This is a genomic window from Melioribacter sulfuriphilus, from assembly GCF_051488685.1.
In the GTDB taxonomy this organism is placed as follows: Bacteria; Bacteroidota; Ignavibacteria; order Ignavibacteriales; family Melioribacteraceae; genus Melioribacter.
The window spans coordinates 136,405-154,063 of record NZ_JBPSEH010000007.1; the positions used below are offsets into that span (position 1 = coordinate 136,405).

General features: G+C 35.0%; 16 protein-coding genes and 2 tRNA genes. 7 read left to right on the forward strand and 11 right to left on the reverse strand.

Annotation, left to right across the window (positions count from 1 at the left end):
• Position 1: 1 nt before the first annotated feature.
• Both pyrF and ACSSV9_RS10670 read left to right on the forward strand, forming a co-directional pair.
• Complete coding sequence (gene pyrF, locus ACSSV9_RS10665; RefSeq protein ID WP_437347243.1) at positions 2-793, forward strand: orotidine-5'-phosphate decarboxylase; 792 nt, start codon at positions 2-4, stop codon at positions 791-793.
• 83 nt (positions 794-876) lie between these two features.
• The gene (locus ACSSV9_RS10670; protein WP_437347244.1) at positions 877-2,361 is read left to right on the forward strand and encodes a DUF2851 family protein; all 1,485 of its coding nucleotides are present in this window, start codon (positions 877-879) and stop codon (positions 2,359-2,361) included.
• Between the two features lies 1 nt (position 2,362).
• On the opposite strand, the gene ACSSV9_RS10675 is transcribed toward ACSSV9_RS10670, so the two are convergent.
• The 5 genes from ACSSV9_RS10675 to ACSSV9_RS10695 all read right to left on the reverse strand — a co-directional run bounded on the left by ACSSV9_RS10675 (position 2,363) and on the right by ACSSV9_RS10695 (position 5,674).
• Complete coding sequence (locus tag ACSSV9_RS10675; RefSeq protein WP_437347245.1) at positions 2,363-2,980, reverse strand: bifunctional nuclease family protein; 618 nt, start codon at positions 2,978-2,980, stop codon at positions 2,363-2,365.
• Positions 2,981-2,982: 2 nt separating this feature from the next.
• A complete protein-coding gene (locus ACSSV9_RS10680; RefSeq protein ID WP_437347246.1) occupies positions 2,983-3,954 on the reverse strand; it encodes an electron transfer flavoprotein subunit alpha/FixB family protein in 972 nt (323 codons plus the stop codon).
• A gap of 9 nt (positions 3,955-3,963) precedes the next feature.
• On the reverse strand, positions 3,964-4,710 hold the full coding sequence (locus ACSSV9_RS10685; RefSeq protein WP_437347247.1) for an electron transfer flavoprotein subunit beta/FixA family protein: 747 nt from the start codon (positions 4,708-4,710) through the stop codon (positions 3,964-3,966).
• 157 nt (positions 4,711-4,867) lie between these two features.
• Positions 4,868-5,107 (reverse strand): 50S ribosomal protein L28, encoded by a 240-nt coding sequence (gene rpmB, locus ACSSV9_RS10690; RefSeq protein ID WP_014857469.1) that lies wholly within the window; start codon positions 5,105-5,107, stop codon positions 4,868-4,870.
• Between the two features lie 78 nt (positions 5,108-5,185).
• Entirely contained in the window at positions 5,186-5,674 is a 489-nt protein-coding gene (locus ACSSV9_RS10695; RefSeq protein ID WP_437347248.1) for a ferritin, read from the reverse strand.
• Positions 5,675-5,756: 82 nt separating this feature from the next.
• Between ACSSV9_RS10695 and mtgA the strand changes: the two genes are divergently transcribed.
• On the forward strand, positions 5,757-6,464 hold the full coding sequence (gene mtgA, locus ACSSV9_RS10700; protein WP_437347249.1) for a monofunctional biosynthetic peptidoglycan transglycosylase: 708 nt from the start codon (positions 5,757-5,759) through the stop codon (positions 6,462-6,464).
• Here mtgA and ACSSV9_RS10705 read toward each other — a convergent pair.
• Together ACSSV9_RS10705 and ACSSV9_RS10710 are read right to left on the reverse strand one after the other, a co-directional pair.
• Complete coding sequence (locus tag ACSSV9_RS10705; protein WP_437347250.1) at positions 6,442-6,867, reverse strand: surface-adhesin E family protein; 426 nt, start codon at positions 6,865-6,867, stop codon at positions 6,442-6,444. The genes mtgA and ACSSV9_RS10705 overlap by 23 nt on opposite strands.
• 20 nt (positions 6,868-6,887) lie before the next feature.
• Positions 6,888-6,974: transfer RNA gene (locus ACSSV9_RS10710), tRNA-Ser, on the reverse strand.
• Positions 6,975-7,156: 182 nt separating this feature from the next.
• On the opposite strand from ACSSV9_RS10710, the gene ACSSV9_RS10715 reads away from it, so the two are divergent.
• Positions 7,157-7,247, forward strand: a tRNA-Ser gene (locus tag ACSSV9_RS10715).
• A gap of 150 nt (positions 7,248-7,397) precedes the next feature.
• On the opposite strand, the gene ACSSV9_RS10720 is transcribed toward ACSSV9_RS10715, so the two are convergent.
• Genes ACSSV9_RS10720 through ACSSV9_RS10730 form a run of 3 tightly spaced genes read right to left on the reverse strand, consistent with a single transcriptional unit; the run spans position 7,398 to position 10,171 of the window.
• Positions 7,398-7,838: a hypothetical protein gene (locus ACSSV9_RS10720; protein WP_437347251.1), complete on the reverse strand. Its 441-nt coding sequence runs from the start codon at positions 7,836-7,838 to the stop codon at positions 7,398-7,400.
• The gene (locus ACSSV9_RS10725; RefSeq protein ID WP_437347252.1) at positions 7,816-8,052 is read right to left on the reverse strand and encodes a PGPGW domain-containing protein; all 237 of its coding nucleotides are present in this window, start codon (positions 8,050-8,052) and stop codon (positions 7,816-7,818) included. The genes ACSSV9_RS10720 and ACSSV9_RS10725 overlap by 23 nt, the downstream gene beginning before the upstream one ends.
• 13 nt (positions 8,053-8,065) lie before the next feature.
• Positions 8,066-10,171: a prolyl oligopeptidase family serine peptidase gene (locus ACSSV9_RS10730; protein ID WP_437347253.1), complete on the reverse strand. Its 2,106-nt coding sequence runs from the start codon at positions 10,169-10,171 to the stop codon at positions 8,066-8,068.
• A gap of 391 nt (positions 10,172-10,562) precedes the next feature.
• Here ACSSV9_RS10730 and ACSSV9_RS10735 point away from each other — a divergent pair, with 391 nt between their 5' ends.
• From ACSSV9_RS10735 to ACSSV9_RS10745, 3 genes are read left to right on the forward strand one after another with little or no spacing between them, the layout of a single operon-like run.
• Entirely contained in the window at positions 10,563-11,849 is a 1,287-nt protein-coding gene (locus tag ACSSV9_RS10735) for a Glu/Leu/Phe/Val family dehydrogenase (protein ID WP_437347254.1), read from the forward strand.
• Between the two features lie 51 nt (positions 11,850-11,900).
• Positions 11,901-13,598, forward strand: a complete 1,698-nt coding sequence (locus ACSSV9_RS10740) for a PEP/pyruvate-binding domain-containing protein (protein WP_437347255.1) — start codon at positions 11,901-11,903, stop codon at positions 13,596-13,598.
• The gene (locus tag ACSSV9_RS10745; protein WP_437347256.1) at positions 13,595-16,792 is read left to right on the forward strand and encodes a PEP/pyruvate-binding domain-containing protein; all 3,198 of its coding nucleotides are present in this window, start codon (positions 13,595-13,597) and stop codon (positions 16,790-16,792) included. The genes ACSSV9_RS10740 and ACSSV9_RS10745 overlap by 4 nt, the downstream gene beginning before the upstream one ends.
• Here the strand turns inward: ACSSV9_RS10745 and ACSSV9_RS10750 are convergent.
• Positions 16,784-17,614, reverse strand: a complete 831-nt coding sequence (locus tag ACSSV9_RS10750) for a metallophosphoesterase family protein (RefSeq protein WP_437347257.1) — start codon at positions 17,612-17,614, stop codon at positions 16,784-16,786. The two genes, ACSSV9_RS10745 and ACSSV9_RS10750, sit on opposite strands and share 9 nt — an antisense overlap.
• Positions 17,615-17,659: the final 45 nt, after the last annotated feature.

The following is a 17,659-nucleotide window of genomic DNA, read 5'->3' on the forward strand; positions in this document are numbered from 1 at the left end:
AATGACTGCCCAGGAAAAATTATATAATAAAATAAACTCAGGCCTCCATGTTTGTGTAGGTCTTGATACTGATTTGTCTAAAATACCAGAATACTTTAAGAAGGAACCGAATCCTATACTGGCTTTTAATAAAACTGTAATTGAAAATACGTATGAATATGCTGCAGCGTATAAAATTAATTTTGCTTTCTATGAAAAAGATGGATTAGAGGGAGTAAGAAATTTGCTCGAAACAATAAAATTGATACCTGAAGATATACTTATTATAGCCGATGCAAAAAGAGGGGATATCGGTAACACTTCCCATTTTTACGCCGAATCGATCTTTAATTATTTTAAGTGTGATGCCATCACACTTCACCCTTATATGGGATTTGATTCACTTCAACCTTTTTTCGAATTTGAAAATAAATTAAATTTTGTATTAGCTCTTACCTCAAACCCGGGTTCTGAAGATTTTGAAAAGCTAAAACTTGCAGATGGTAGATTTTTATTTAACGTTGTTATTGAAAAACTGAATAAGTGGAATATCCGTAATAATATAGGACTTGTATTTGGTGCTACCAATCCATTGGAACTTCGTAATGCTATCGATTCATTTGACAATATGCCTGTGCTATTGCCTGGCGTAGGTGTTCAAGGAGGAAGTTACGAAGAGGTGGTGTCGATATTCAGAAATAAAGGAAAGCGCAATTTCATTGTAAATATTAGTCGAGGATTGCTTTATTGCGATCAAACTGATAAATTTCCAGAAACATTGAGAGAGAAAATAATAAGCTATATCAATTTATAAAATTGTGGATTTTACTAAAATAATATCTTAATTTTATAAGCAATCGAATCATCAGTTCATTCTCAATTAAAATTGGCGGACCAATGGGTTCAGAATCAAAATTTCATGAAGGGTATCTCTACGAAATCTGGCAGAAATTAGATCACAACACAATTCTTGAAACACTTAACGGAGAAGAAATTGCAGTCCTCGACTGTGGTACACCAAACCATGAGTCTGCCGGCCCGGATTTTAAAAATGCCAGAATCAGAATAGGCAATCTGACATATGTTGGTGATATTGAAATCGACTATGACTATGCAGATTGGAAACTTCATGGACATAATATCGACAGTAAATACAATAGCGTTATACTCCACGTTACATTCGAAAATAAAAATAATCATGGATATGTTTATACGAGAAGCGGACGTAAAATTCCCTCGATTACAATAGCAAGTTTAATTAGCAGCGATGAGGTTAAAAAGATTAAAGAAACACACTCCGAAGAAAAGAATAATATTTCAGGCATTCTCAAGTGTTCTGCAGTTGCGTTAAATGCGCCCGCCGAATTGCGTAATTCACATTTGTACAAGTTGGGAATTGAACGTTTTAACAAAAAATGCAATAAAATTTATGAACGTCTGAAAGAGATTCAATTTTTGAAGGATGCAGGTATTAAAGAGCCGGTCGTTGGTTATGATTTAACGGAAGAATTTCAGAAAAGAGAATTTCATTATAATGATTTCCATCGTAAAGATGTTTGGCAGCAATTATTATACGAGTTGCTATTCGAAGCGTTGGGTTATTCGAAAAATAAAAATCCAATGGTTGCTCTGGCGAGAAAAGCCGATATAGAATTCCTTTTGAAGATTGAAAAAGACGGCATATTAGTACAAAAATACGAGTCGGCTCTTCTGCATATCTCCGGGTTGCTTAATTCACTTCCCAAAGTTATTGATGAAGACACAACTGATTATCTGGATAAATCCAGGTTATACTGGGATTCCATTAAACCTTTTTATGACGGTGACTATTTGGAAAATAATCAGTGGCAATTTTTTAGAATCCGTCCGCAGAATTTTCCAACTGTTAGAATTGCAGGCGGAGCCAGAATTATTTATCAATTGTTGCATAACGATTTGATTGGAATTATTATTAAAAAGATCAGGGAGATTCATAATCTCAGTGTACTTATAAATTCAATAAGGTCGCTCTTTGTAATAAAATCAGACGGATACTGGAAACGACATTATGTATTATTGGGCGAGCCATCATCGACTGAAATAAAATATTTTGTGGGAGTTTCGCGTGCCGATGAAATAATGATTAATGTTATACTACCATACTTCGCAGTTTATTTTAAGATATACGGACACGAGCAACTGACAGATAAATTAGTAAAAACATATGGAATTTATGAACAAAGGGATGAGAATCAGGTAATTCATAATGTGGCCAATGCTTTAGGAATGCAAGATAAAATTAAGAAAACGGTATATGCACAGGGAATGATAGACTTATTTAGGAATTATTGCTCTAAAAATAAATGCCTCGAATGTGAGATCGGTAAAGTTGTATTCGAATAAACTAATTATTCCCTTTTAATCTATTTATTTCGTCGCGTAATTTAGCAGCTCTTTCGTAATCCTCTTTTTCAATAGCTTCTCTTAATTGATCCTGCAACTCGGCTAATCTTCCTTCTTTCGATAGAGGTTTCTTTTCGGGCATTGGCTTTGGTTCTTCAAATTCATCATCATCTTCTTCTTCTGGATTTGTACTTTCCTCTAAGTCTTCACTTGAAGGAACGAAAGAAGCTAATCTCATAACGTCTTCCGAAACATAGATAGGCGAACCAGTTCTAACTGCAAGAGCAATTGCATCGCTTGGACGGGAATCGATTTCATGCGTTAAAGATGAGACTTCAAGTTTTATTTTGGCATAAAATGTATTGTCTCTTAATTCGTCTATTAGAACTTCGGTAACACTAGCTCCTAAGTGGTCTAAAAGAATTTTCATTAAATCGTGTGTTAATGGACGCGGTGCTTTAATTCCTTCAATTTCAAGGGCAATCGATTGGGCTTCGAAAGAACCAATGATTATTGGTAACCTACGTAAACCATAAACTTCTTTTAATAAGAGGGCATAAGCCCCTCCAGTAGAGGGGCTGGCAGATAATCCTAATATTTCAACTTGAACTTTATCCATAGTTAAGAATTCTTAATTTTTTTAATTTCTTCAATCATAGCAGGAACAATTTCAAAAAGGTCACCGACAATTCCATAATCTGCAATTTGAAAAATTGGAGCGTCTTTGTCTTTGTTAATTGCAACAATATACTTAGATGATCTCATCCCTGCAAGATGTTGAATTGCACCAGAAATGCCGAGCGCAATATATAGTGTTGGCGAAACCGTCTTGCCAGTTTGGCCAACTTGTTCACCATGCGGTCGCCACCCGGCATCCACAACTGCTCTGGAAGCTCCCGTTGCCGCTCCTAACAACTCGGCTAACTCTTCAACAAGTTTGAAATTTTCTGGCGCTTTCATACCTCTTCCACCGGATACTATAATATCAGCTTCGGCCACATCAAGTTTAGTATCTGATTTTATTATTTCAACTACTTTTGTTCTAATATTTGGGTTTTCTACGCCTTTTACTTCTATTGTGGCAGCTTGTTCCGTAATTTTTTCTGCCTTGAACACATTTGGTCTAAGAGTAAAAATCTTCTTATCGGATTTAATTTTAACATCTGTTAAAGCTTTTCCTGCGTATACGGGTCTTGTAGCAATAATTTCGCCGTTATCTACCTTCCAATCGATAACGTCATTGACAATCCCACAATCAAGTTTCGCGGCTATGCGCGGTGCCAGATCCCTTCCCATCGATGTGGCTGAAAAAATTATTATTTGAGCATCGATTGATTTAATCAAATCCAGGAGCGAATCTGTATAAGCGCTGGATGAATAGTTTGCAAGCTGTTCGTTTTTTATGTGATAAACCTTACTTAGTCCGTAATTCCCTGCAAAATCTGGATTCTCAACTTCACTGCCAATAACCACACCTTCAACTTCTGCATTCAAGTCCTTAGATAGTTTCCACGCAGCAACGGAGACTTCATATGAAGATTTTTTAATTTGTCCATCTCTTTGTTCGAGAAAAACTAGAATTTTATTTGCCATAAGTCACCTTTAGATAACTTTTACTTCTTCTTTTAACAGTCGGATTAATTCGGGTACAGCTGTAGCATCTGTTCCGATAATTCTGCCAGGTTGTTTTGCCGGCGGCTTTCTCATGCTGATAATTTCGGTATAGTTTAAGCAACTTTCAGGAATCTTTTCATCGATTATTTTTTTCTTTGCAGCCATAATACCTTTAAGCGATGCATAACGCGGTTCGTTCAAACCTTTTTGAGTTGTTATAACCACCGGTAATTCTGTTTCAACAATTTCTCGCCCGCCTTCAATTTCTCTCTCTGCTCTGACTTTATTTCCATCGATTTCCAAGCCGACAACAACTGATACCGAATTGTACCCAAGCAACTCAGCGCACATCTGGCCTACAGCTCCGTTATCATAATCGACCGATTGTTTACCGAAGAAAACTATTTCCGCATTCTGAACTTTAATTTCGGTTGCTAAAATTTTAGCAACGGAAAGGGAGTCGTATATTTCATCTGTTTTTAGTAATACAGCATTATCTATGCCCATCGCAAGAGCTTTTTTAATCGATTCTTTGTTGTTGTCGTTACCCAAACTTATTACAACAGTTTCGCCTCCCACTTTTTCTTTTGTTTTTAAAGCTTCTTCTACGGCAAATTCGTCATAAGGATTTACGACAAAGGTCACACCTGCAGTGTCAATTGATTTATTGTCTTGGCCGACACTAATTTTTGAGGCAGTATCTGGTACATGATTAAGACAAACGGCTATTTTCATTTATCCTCCTAATAATTCTATAGGACATTTAAATATATAACGGTGAGTCGAAAAATCAAAAATCAATATACTAAAAAACTATTGAGAAGCATATTTAAAATAAAAAAAGAGGCTTAAAAAAGCCTCTTTTGAAACACAAAGAAAAAAATATTTTTAATTATCGAACTTTGATTTTACCGGAAGTAATCAACTTAGCCAATTCGCCGGTACCATTTTTTGCCAATGTTCTCAGTGCGCTTGTGGTCAATTTAACTGTAACAAATCTGTTGAGTTCTTTAACCCAGATTCTCTTTTTCTGCAAATTTGGCAAAAATCTTCTTTTTGTTCTATTGTGAGCGTGCGAAATATTATGACCACTTACGGGACCAACTCCTGTAACTTGACATCTACGCGCCATTTTTATCCTCATTATTCATTATTATGAGATGCAAATTTAATAATTTATTTTTAATTATAAAAAGGCTCGGGTGAAAAATTATTTGCGGTTTCCAAGCTCGCTATCGAGAAAGAGTAAACCGCTTTTCTGGTCGCCAATAAATTTCATTTTTTCGACTATCGATTTAACAGAAGCTACTTCTTCAACTTGCTCATTTACAAACCATTGCAGGAAATTTGCAGTAGCAAAGTCATTTTCATCATCGGCTAATTTTGCCAGCTCGTTAATTTTATTTGTAATGTGAAGTTCATGTTTTAATGCGTCTTCGAATGCCTCGAGAGGAGTGTTCCATTCAGTTTTCGGTTTATCGAGTTGTTCCAGATTCACTTTTTTACCGACTTCATTTAGGTAATCAAAAATTTTCATTGCGTGTCCATATTCTTCTAAGGATTGTTTTTTCATCCAGTTTGCAAAACCATGCCAATTTTCTACTTCGAAATATGATGCCATTGATAAATATAGATATGAAGAAAAGAATTCTTCTTTAACCTGGTTATTAAGAGATTTTGCCATTTTTTCTGAAATCATTTTACACCTCTTTTTTTTGTAAATAAATTTTTTTTACTATTAACAAATTTAAGTAAATTTAGTTCATTATCATGAGATATTTATGAAAATAATTAAATTCTTGTTGACATTTTTTGTTTTGTTTACAGCTTTTAATTCATTGATTATTTTATTTTTTCGATTTTTTAATCCTGCATCAACGGCATTTATAAATGAAGAACTCCAGTGGGACGAATTTTTTAAGAAAGACTATTCTGAAAATTACTCGCCTGTCAATTTATGTAATATCTCAAAATATATGCAATTGAGTGTGGTAGCTTCTGAAGATCAGCGCTTTTTCGAGCATTGGGGATTTGACCTTAAGCAAATTCAAAAGGCATTAAAGGAAAATAAAAGAAGAAGAATTGCACGGGGTGCAAGTACAATTTCAATGCAAGTTGCGAAAAATTTATTTTTGTTTCGCAGTAAAAGCTTGATTAGAAAAGGAATCGAGGTGTATTATACTCTATTAATCGAACTATTATGGAGCAAAGAACGAATTTTGGAAATATATCTAAACAGTGCTGAGTTCGGGCCAGGAGTTTATGGTGTAAAAGTAGCTGCTTTAAAATATTTTCGTAGAGTACCCAATAGACTTAACATCAATCAATCGGCACTTCTTGCAGCAACATTGCCAAGTCCTAATAAAAGGAATCCTTCCAGAGTAACTCCCTATTTACTCAGAAGGCAGGGTGAAATAATAAGACAGATGAAATTACTCGGAGGAGTCGAATTTATAAAAAGAAATGTTAATTGCTCTTCGCTTTTTTGATATCGCTCAGCATTATACATTTAATCATAACAGATTCTATTTTTGAGCCTTCTAATATGGGAGACGTATACTTCACAAGTTCGGATATATTATAAGAGTAGCTTTTCAATACGTTGTTGTTGATATCATAAAAAATAATTTGAATGATGCTGTAGCGTTTAGAAGGCTTGTTTATAATAAGATAAGTTTTAGTTTTATATATTTTTTTGTCGATTGATTCAATTGATATAGGTGGGTCGTGCTCTTCTAAGACCCATACATAATAATCGTCGTCGTATTTTTTAAGTGAAGATGCGTCCACATAAATTTTACTTTCCCTGTAGTTTTCTACAGGTACCCAATTCTCGGCATCGGTTTGTGCCAAAAGAATTATCAATTGAAGTATATAAATTAAGTCAAGCAATATTCATTTAATAAAATGAGCGGAAAGGGTGGGATTCGAACCCACGAACCGCGTAAACGGTTACACGCTCTCCAGGCGTGCCAGTTCAACCACTCCTGCACCTTTCCGGATTTCAATATTTATTGTAATCGAAGGTCAAATATATTAATTTTTTCAAATTATCACTATATACGATTACAAATTTTTTATTATCTTTACGACGCTATTAGAATGAAATTGCAATAGAAGATAAAACAATTTCATCAAAGCGATACAATTTAACATATACAGGGTATTTGAAAATTTTTTTGGAGAGGTGCCGGAGTGGTTGAACGGGGCGGTCTCGAAAACCGTTGTCCGCCGTAGGCGGACCGAGGGTTCGAATCCCTCCCTCTCCGCCAGGTAAAATTTGATTATACTACACAGCCGAAATTCAAAGTCTTAAAAATTAACGATGCTCCTCAACAAATACTTAAAGTTTTTGACGACGACCTTCACATTCATTTGAGATAAATTAACCTTTATATAACCATATTAACTTTAGCTTTTCCTTATCGCGTATATTTAGATAAATCTTGGTGAGTTAGAACTATTTCGATTTCAAAAATGCCGTCGAAACCTTCATAATTTTCTTTGAATTTGTTGTAAGTATCCAAACACCATTGTTTGTCGAGTTCATTTTTTTCGGCAACAAGATTTAGCCAGTTTAATTCATATAAGTGAATATCGCCGTCGGACAGTGCAAGTTTTAGTCCATCTTTGAAAAAAAATTCGGCAATTTCTTTATTTTCAAAACGCGGTGGGTCTTCGATTAAATATTCGTTCTCAAGCAAATCTTCCATTACTTCTTCACAAAATTCTTCTCCAAAACCTAATGCTTTGCCTAACGACTTGAACATATTTTTTTCTTCATTACTTAATTTTTTGTCTTTCTTGATTAGAATTAAAATACCTTTGAAATAATTACTTCTATCTATCAGACTGAGTTCCACTATTTATCCTCTTCTTATTGAAAAATTGATTGATTTTATTCTTTATTTTTTTGTTAAGTTCCTCTGCCCATAAATATTCGGTGCCTAATATACTCAAACCTGCAGGTATAATTAAATAAGCAGGTCCGGGAATAATAATCATTATAATCCCAAGCATCAATAATGTCCCACCTGTTAGACTAATAATTAATTTTTTTAATTTCTTCTTTGTCATAGAATATCAATGATTATTTATAAATTGGTTTAACATTCAGATTATAAAATAGAAATGACCATAAATCTGTGTAAAGGTCGATTGATTTAGAAATACTAGTGCCGGCGCCGTGTCCAACTTGTGTTTCAATTCTTATTAAAATGGGGTTTTCGCCGGCGTTGGCGTTTTGTAATGCAGCGGCATATTTAAATGAATGAGCAGGGAACACTCGATCGTCATGATCGGCTGTTGTAATTATAGTAGCGGGATATTTCCTCCCTGGTTTAATATTATGCAGTGGTGAATATTTAAATAAATACTTGAATTGTTGAGGATCGTCGCTCGATCCATATTCTGAAACCCAGGCCCACCCGATCGTAAATTTATGAAAACGTAGCATATCCATAACGCCAACCATAGGAATGGCAACTTTGAATAGCTCAGGTCTTTGATTAATTACTGCTCCTATCAATAACCCTCCATTAGAAGCGCCTTGAATAGCTAAGTTTTCTGAAGATGTATATTTGTTTTTTATTAGCCATTCTCCAGCTGCAATGAAATCATCGAACACATTTTGCTTTTTTTCAAGCATTCCGGCTTTATGCCATTCTTCACCGTATTCACTTCCGCCTCGCAGACAAGCCATTGCAAAAATGAATCCATTCTCAAGTAGTACTAAATTAGGAACAGAAAATGAAGGTAACATCGGTATATTAAAACCGCCATACGCGTATAGAAGTGTGGGATTGCTTCCATCCATTACAATTCCATTTCTATGGACTATAAACATGGGCACTTTTGTACCGTCTTTACTCGTGTAGAAAATCCTTTTTGTTGTATAATTTTCTGGATTGAAATCTAATTCTGATTCAATAAATATTTCCTTTTTCAGCGATAGTGTACTCACTTTATATATTGTAGGTGGATAGGTGAAAGATGTAAAAGTAAAGAAAGTAATGGAGTCTTTCTTTGAACCACTAAAACCGTAGACAGAACCGATAGTTGGCAATTCGATGTCTTGTAAATAATGACCTTTAATATCATATACTTTTACCACATCACTTGCATCTTTCATATAAATAACAAATATCTTATTGCCTATTATTGAGGCATACTTTATCGGTTCGTTTCTTTCGGATATTACGGTTTCAAATTTACCATCAAAACCTTCGGGATTAATTTTAATTATTCTTTTATTTGGTGCATTTAAGTTTGTTAGCAAATAAAATTGGCCATCAATTGCATCCAGAAATTCGTATTCTGCATTGAATTCGTTTATTAATTTTACTATTGTACCATCCTTTTCCAGATTTTTGAACCATAATAAATTATTTGAAGAAGAACCCTCGTAAACATTTATAACTAAATATTTTTCGTCGTCAGTTACTACGGCGTCCAAAAGGCGTTTGGGATTTGAGTCGCTCAAAATAAAAATGTCCTGAGATTGAGGAGTTCCAATTTTATGATAGTAGAGCTTATGAAATTCATTCACGCTTTTCAGTTCCTTTCCTTTTTCAGGCTCGTCGTATCGGCTGTAAAAAAATCCGTTTTTATACCATGCGTTGCCAGTGAACTTTGCCCATTTAATAGTATCGTCGATAATTTTCTTTGAATTTAATTCCATGATATAGAATTCACGCCAATCTGAGCCACCTCTCGATATTCCATAGCTCATGTAATTATGATCTTTAGAAAAATAGAGTCCAGTTAATGAAACCGAACCATCATCAGAAAATTTATTAGGATCCAATAGTATTTCTTCATTGAATCCAGGTTTCTGAATGTAATAAACATTTTGCTCTTGTAGACCATCGTTTTTTGAATAGATTAAATTATTGCCAACAATAAATGGGGTGGTGTAACGCTTATAATTCCATAATTCTTTTAATCGTGTTCGCAACTTTTCTCTGTACGGTATTTTCTCAAGATAATCCTGAGTAAATTTGTTTTGGGTCTCAACCCACTTTTTTGTGTCGGCAGATTCCATATCTTCAAGCCATCGATATGGGTCATCGACAACTACTCCGTGGTAATAATCCTTATGATCTATTCTTTTTGATTCAGGATAGTTAGTACCTTGCGCTAAATAAAAAGAAGTAGATAAGAGTAAAAACGAAAGCATAGATGTTTTTATTTTCATAACTCAACTCTTTATTGTTACCCTAAGGAGATAACTTTCTTAAAGATACCAGAAGAATTAAAAATATCCAAATTATTGAATAAATTTTAATTATAATAATTCTACCATATAATATGACATATTTGTTGAAAAAATATAAAAAAGTACTTTTTTATTTTTTTTATAGGAATTACCTGCCAGGACTAATTATTAGAGGCAAAGAAAGTAGGCATATTAACTTAGTATGCTTAATTTGTAGCAAGTCGATAATTATTAAGTGAACATAGTTTTTTTGATAAAAATTTCTGTTATTGATTTTGTTTGCTTAACAATATAAGCGTATCTATTTTTGATATAAAAGAAAAAGGGAAACATAATCCCTGAATAAACATATTCAAATAATGAGGTTTTTATGAAATCCAAAGAGTTTAATCCTTTTGAAATGGCTCAAGCTCAATTCGACAAAGTTGCCGAATTACTCAATTTAGACGAGGCAACACGAGAACTATTAAGAAATCCACTTCGGGAATATCATTTCAGTATTCCTGTTAAAATGGATGACGGTTCTACAAAAATATTCAGAGGATTCCGTGTACAGCACAACGATGCGCGCGGACCTTCCAAAGGCGGAATCCGTTTTCACCCCCAGGAAACAGTCGATACTGTAAGAGCATTAGCAATGTGGATGACCTGGAAATGTGCAGTCGTTAACATTCCATTAGGTGGGGGAAAAGGCGGTGTTATATGCGATCCACACCATCTCAGTATGAATGAACAAGAACAAATCTGTCGCGGATGGGTACGCCAGATGGTTAAAAATGTAGGTCCAGTAAATGACGTGCCTGCACCTGATGTAATGACCAACGCACAGCATATGCTCTGGATGCTTGATGAATATGAAACAATCACAGGCGGGAAATACCCCGGCTTCATAACAGGGAAACCTGTGGGAATGGGAGGTTCTCTAGGCAGAACTGAAGCAACCGGATATGGTGTTATCTTTACTCTAAGAGAAGCTCTAAAAGAAATGAATATCAAACCCGAAGATACTCTGGCTTCTGTACAGGGATTCGGAAACGTCGCACAATATGCAATAGAATTGTATACACAACTCGGTGGAAAAGTTATTGCAGTAGCCAGCTGGGATGAACAGGATAAATGTTCTTATACCTTTAGAAAAAAGGATGGAATTAATCGCGATGAATTATTACGCATTACAGATAAGTTCGGTGGTATAGATAAAACTAAAGCCAAAGAACTTGGTTACGAAATTTTGGATGGAGAAGCGTGGATAGAACAAGACGTTGACATATTGATCCCTGCCGCACTCGAAAATCAAATTCATGAAGCTAATGTAAATAAAATCAGCAAACGCGTTAAAATTATTGCAGAAGGAGCTAACGGGCCAACAACTATTGAAGCTGATAAGGTGCTTCAAGAAAGAAACATTTTTGTTATCCCCGATTTTCTGGCAAATGCAGGCGGAGTTACATGTAGTTACTTTGAACAAGTTCAATCTAATATGAATTACTACTGGGAAAAAGAAGAAGTATTAGCAAAACTCGATACAAAAATGACTAACGCTTATTTATCTGTAAGCGAACTTGCTCGTAATAAAAAGCTATATATGCGTGATGCAGCTTATGTAATTGCAGTTAGTAGAGTGGCTCAAGCTTGTAAAGATAGAGGCTGGGTTTAATCTTTAAAGTGGAAAACTAATAAAGCCGGGTTATGCCCGGCTTTTTATTAAATGAATAATATATCAAAATTTTTCTCTCATAATTCTCACTTGATTATTGGAAAAGACGAAGTGGGGGGAAAAGCTGCAGGACTTCTATCAGCTTCTTCTATTCTACATAAAATAAAAAAAGAAATCCCTCCCACTATCAATTTATTCATACCTGGAATGGTAATAATTGCTTCGGACATATTCGATAAATTTATTGAACGTAATGAATTATTAGAGTATGCAATTGACGAGGACGACGAAAGATATCTGAATAAAAAATTTTTAAGTTCTGTTTTCCCAAATGAGTATTTGGGGGAACTTTATAGCATATTGAACGAAGCAAAATTCCCCCTCGCAGTCAGATCTTCGGGGTTGCTGGAGGACTCACAAGATGAGCCATTAGCAGGTATTTATAAAACAAAAATGATTAATCCTCAACCAGGCGCGCCGAATTTACGCTTTAATAGACTAATCGACTCAATAAAATTTGTTTATGCATCGGTTTACTCGGAAGCTGCTAAAAATTATTTTTCTGTCTCAGGTTATCCAATCGAGCGCGAAAAAATGGCAGTAATATTACAAAGAGTTGCGGGAGAAAAACATTATAATCGTTTTTATCCAGACTTTTCAGGTGTTGCCAAATCTTATAACTTTTATCCCTTCGGCAAAGCTCGTCCAGTAGATGGAATCGTTCATCTTGCATTGGGCCTGGGTAAAACAATTGTGGACGGAGACATTGTTTGGTCGTATTCTCCTGCATTCCCTAAACACAAGTTGCCATATAAAAACAATAAAGATCTGCTAAATTTAACTCAAAAAAAATTCTGGGCAATTGATATAAGTTCTTCAGTAAAATACGATCCTCTTAAAGAAACAGAATTTTTATTACACGAAGAACTATCTACGGCTGAATATGATAATGTTTTAAAGAACCTTGCTTCTACTTATGTAACTTACGATGATAAAATTATTATGGGCTTAGGTTATCAAGGCCCTCGAATAGTTGATTTCTCACCCTTGATTGAACTGAACATGTATGGCTTCAACGATTTTATGAAAATATTATTAAATAATTTTGAAACAGAATACAAAGTTCCTGTAGAGATTGAATTTGCTTGCTGGCAAGATTATAAAAACTCCATACTGAATTTTGCTTTTCTACAGGTGCGCCCCATGAAAAAATATACAGATCCTATTGAGGAGTTCGAACTAAATGTAGACAACGTTGTGTTGAAATCAAATAAAGTATTGGGTAACGGCATCATTGAGGGAATAGATGATATTGTTATTGTAAAAAGAGAAAATTTTGATATGAAGAACTCGACTATAATAGCAGATCAAATATCGCAGATGAATAAAAAATTTATCAAGGAATATAAAAAATATATACTGATTGGTTTTGGCAGGTGGGGAACTGCAGATCCCTGGCTCGGAATCCCTGTTGAATGGTCAAATGTAAACGCCGCAAAAGTGATTATCGAAATTAATCTAATGAATCTAAACGTAGAATTCAGTCAGGGTTCTCACTTTTTCCATAACCTGTTAAATTTGGATGTTCCTTATTTTTCATTAAATTATGATACTGATTATATCGATTGGGAATGGATTGAAAAACAGAGAACAATTGATGAATTGAAATTTGTCAAACACATAAAAGCCGATAGTAAATTAATAGTAAAAGTTGACGGTAAAAAAGGAAAGGGAGTAATTCTAAGATGAGCACGGAAAATAAACCAATTGATAATTTGATGACTGAACTTCAGGAAAGAGCTAAAGAATTAAATTGCCTTTACACAATCGAAGATACATTAAATAGGTCTGAAATATCACTGAGGCAGGCGTTCCAGACTGTCATTAATGCGATCCCTTCAGCTTTTTTTTATTCAAATTATTGTAAAGCAAGAATTGTTTATGGCGATATAGTTTATCAGACAGAAGAATTTACCGAAAGCAAATGGAAAATTTCTGAGGATATAAAAGTTCAGGATAAAGTTGTTGGACGTCTTGAGGTATATTACCTGGAAGGCGTTCCTGTCAAAGAAGGTAACTTATTCTTAAAAGAAGAAATTCGTTTAATTAGAATTATTGCCGACAGACTGGGACATTTTATTCTTCACAATAAACTTAAAAATGTCATTAATGAACTCCAAAATGCACGTCAATCCGTTGGTAAGACTGCACGAGGCGAGTGGAAAGTTGTACTTGATATGATTCGCAAAACTGATCCAAATTTATTCATGAGTTTAATGCGGAAATTACTTCATCTTTTATGCTGGAAGGGTGTAGAAGAAGCTGAACTTTTGATGAAACATACAAGTATTGCACGAAAAATTAAAATTGGTTTAAATGACGACATTATTGAAGAAGATGAAAATAAACCCTCTAAGGTGGAACGTATTGTAAATTACGACGAATATGTAGATACAATTCAACGCTTGGCGGACGAAAATTTACCCGACGAAGTTATTTTAAGTAAAATTCAGAAGTGGATACAGGAAGATAAATCGAGTGCACTTATTAAAGTAGTGGATAATCAGGATACATCATTGACCGAAATTGCTGAAGCACTCAGAAAATATTATCACATTGCTCCCGAGAAATTTGAATTGCCACCTCAAACCATTAAGGGTTTGAGAGTATCTTTGCTTCGTAGATTTTTTACAGACCAGCTTAATTTTATATCAATTGCAAAAGAATATGTAAAATTAACCGATTTCTATCGTCTTATCGACAAAATGATATTTCCACCTCAAAGCCATGGAAAACTTGGCGGAAAAAGTGCGGGTCTCTTTATTGCTTACCATATCCTAACAAAAGAAGCGGAAAAAAATGAATTATTGAAAAATATTAAAGTGCCAAACACATGGTATATTACTTCAGATGGAATTCTTAATTTTATGCAACACAATAACTTAGAGGAAGTATTTGAGCAAAAATATAAAGAAATTGATGAGGTTAGAATTGAATATCCTCATATAGTCCAACTCTTTAAAAATTCAGAATTTCCGACGGATATTGTAAAAGGTTTGTCAGTTGCGTTAGATGATTTCGGAGACGTGCCACTTGTAGTTCGCAGTTCAAGTTTACTTGAAGATCAGATGGATGCCTCGTTTTCAGGTAAATACAAAAGTTTATTCCTGGCTAATCAGGGGAGCAAGTCCGAGCGCCTTGCTGCTTTAATGGATGCTATAGCTGAAGTTTATGCTTCAACATTCAGTCCCGACCCAATCGAATACAGAGCAGAGCGAGGACTACTTGATTTTCACGAAGAGATGGGAATAATGATTCAGGAAGTGATAGGTAAACGTGTCGGAGATTATTTTATACCTGCTTATGCCGGCGTAGCATTCAGCGTTAATGAATTCAGGTGGTCGCCACGTATTAAAAGGGAAGACGGGCTTTTGAGAATTGTTCCTGGCCTCGGCACAAGAGCCGTTGACAGATTGAGTGATGATTATCCGATTCTAATTTCTCCTGGTCAGCCCTCCATTCGAGTCAATGTTACTCCAGAGGAAGTGATTCGATATTCACCTAAAAAAATTGATGTAATCAATTTAAGAACTAACCAATTTGAAACAATCGATATCGATCTATTAATTAAGGAAGTAAAGCGTGATTATCCTTCATTTGAAAATGTGTTTTCAGTGCTTGACGGCGGTATGATTAGAATGCCTTCTTTTATGGACGACGACAAAAGCGATTATGTTGTTACATTTGAAGGCCTTTTTACAAAAACGGAATTTTTAAGAAAGATGGATGCGATTCTCAAGACATTACAGACAAAAATGAAAACACCCGTTGACATCGAATTTGTATCTAACGGTAACGATCTCTATTTACTTCAATGCCGCCCCCAAAGCAGGAGTCGCGAAACAGCGGGCGATCCAATTCCGAAAGATATTCCAAAAGAAAGAATACTTTTCAACGCAAAAAAATTTGTTTCAAATGGGAAAGTGCCAGAAATCACTCATTTAGTTTATGTTGACCCACAAAAATACTCGGAAATTTCTGACAAAAATAAATTGTTGAAAATTGGTAGAGTAATTGGAAAGTTGAATAAAATACTTCCGAAACGAAAGTTCATTTTACTTGGACCAGGCAGATGGGGAAGCCGTGGTGATATTAAATTAGGGGTCAGTGTTACATATTCCGATATTAACAATACAGCAATGTTAATTGAAATTGCTCGTAAAAAGGGTAATTATATTCCCGACGTATCATTTGGAACCCATTTTTTTCAGGACTTAGTAGAAGCTAATATCAGATATCTCCCTCTTTATCCAGATGACACGGGTATAGTCTTCGACGAAAAGTTTTTTAATGAATCGAAAAATATCCTTTCGGATATATTACCCGAGTATTTTTATATGGAAGATGTAGTAAAGGTTATCGATGTGCCTTCGGTGAAAGGTGGGATGATTTTACGAGTACTAATGAACGCCGATATGGAAGAAGCTGTTGCAATTTTTTCAGATCCAACTAATGAAATAATTGGCGAAATCGAAAGTAAAACGGCTATCGAAAATTATAATTCAAGCGACCACTGGAGATGGCGTATGAAAATGGCAGAAAATCTCGCAAAAGAGCTGGATGCCGAAAAAATGGGTGTTAAAGGTGTTTATTTGTTCGGAAGTACTAAAAATGCAGTCGCCGGACCGGGAAGCGATATTGACCTTATCATTCATATCGACGAGAAAAAATGTCCTAAAAAAGAATTGGAAGCCTGGTTACAAGGGTGGAGTTTATGTTTGAGCCACTTCAATTTTATGCGAACAGGTATTAAAACGGAAGGTCTTCTCGATGTGCATTTCGTAACCGACGAAGATATAAAAAACAAAACAAGCTACGCCGTTAAAATAAATACACTGACAGATGCAGCAAGACCTCTTAAAGTAATTGAAAAGTCAAATTAATATTCTCACTGCTTCCTCGGGTGCTGCCGGGTCGAACCTTATTAACGATAATTTCGACTTATGGTACGAAGCGTTAAAACAATAAGTCCTGCCGATCCTATCGCTCCACGAGCCGCTTAATTCAGAAGATTCGTGTATATGGCCATGCAATGTTATTAAGGGTTGTTTTATCTCTATTAATTTTCGAACAGCAATACTTCCAACATGTTTGTCAGTTTCCAGATGATTTATTTTGACTGATTTAATTACGTCGAGTTTTGTATTGTAGGGAGGCGTATGAAAAAGAATTATTGAATTTGAAAGGTCTCTGTTCCCGAGATAACTTCGAAGGTCGTCTTTTATAGTGGAATATTTGAAGTCGTATTCATCACGTTCAATTGTAAAGTACCCATCTTCTGGAGATATACAGCCTGGTTCTGTGTATCTCGAAACATCGTACTTATCCCAGTCTTTTATTCGAAAAGGAGTTGGTGGGACATATGAATAACCATAAAAGTCATACTTTTCTATGGTTTCCTTTCTAAGGTTCAAGTAGGAGATTAAATTTTCATTTGACAATTCTTCGATCTCTTTTTCAAATCTTCTCGGGTCATCGTTGCCCATTATCAAGAGAAATTTTGGATAGTCGTTTTTTATTATTTTTCTTAAATCGATTAGCCTTTGTTTAAAATAATCGGTAATAAAGTTTTGGCTCGATATTCCGTGTGGTAGAATGTCGCCACCTATCAAAATTACATTTGGCTTTTCCTTAATAATCCGAAAGAATAATTTATCGTAGAGGTCTATCCGTCCGTGTAAATCGGAAACATGGAAACAAACCAATGTTAATCCTTTTTTTTGTTTTGTATCTTTATATAAAGTTTGTTA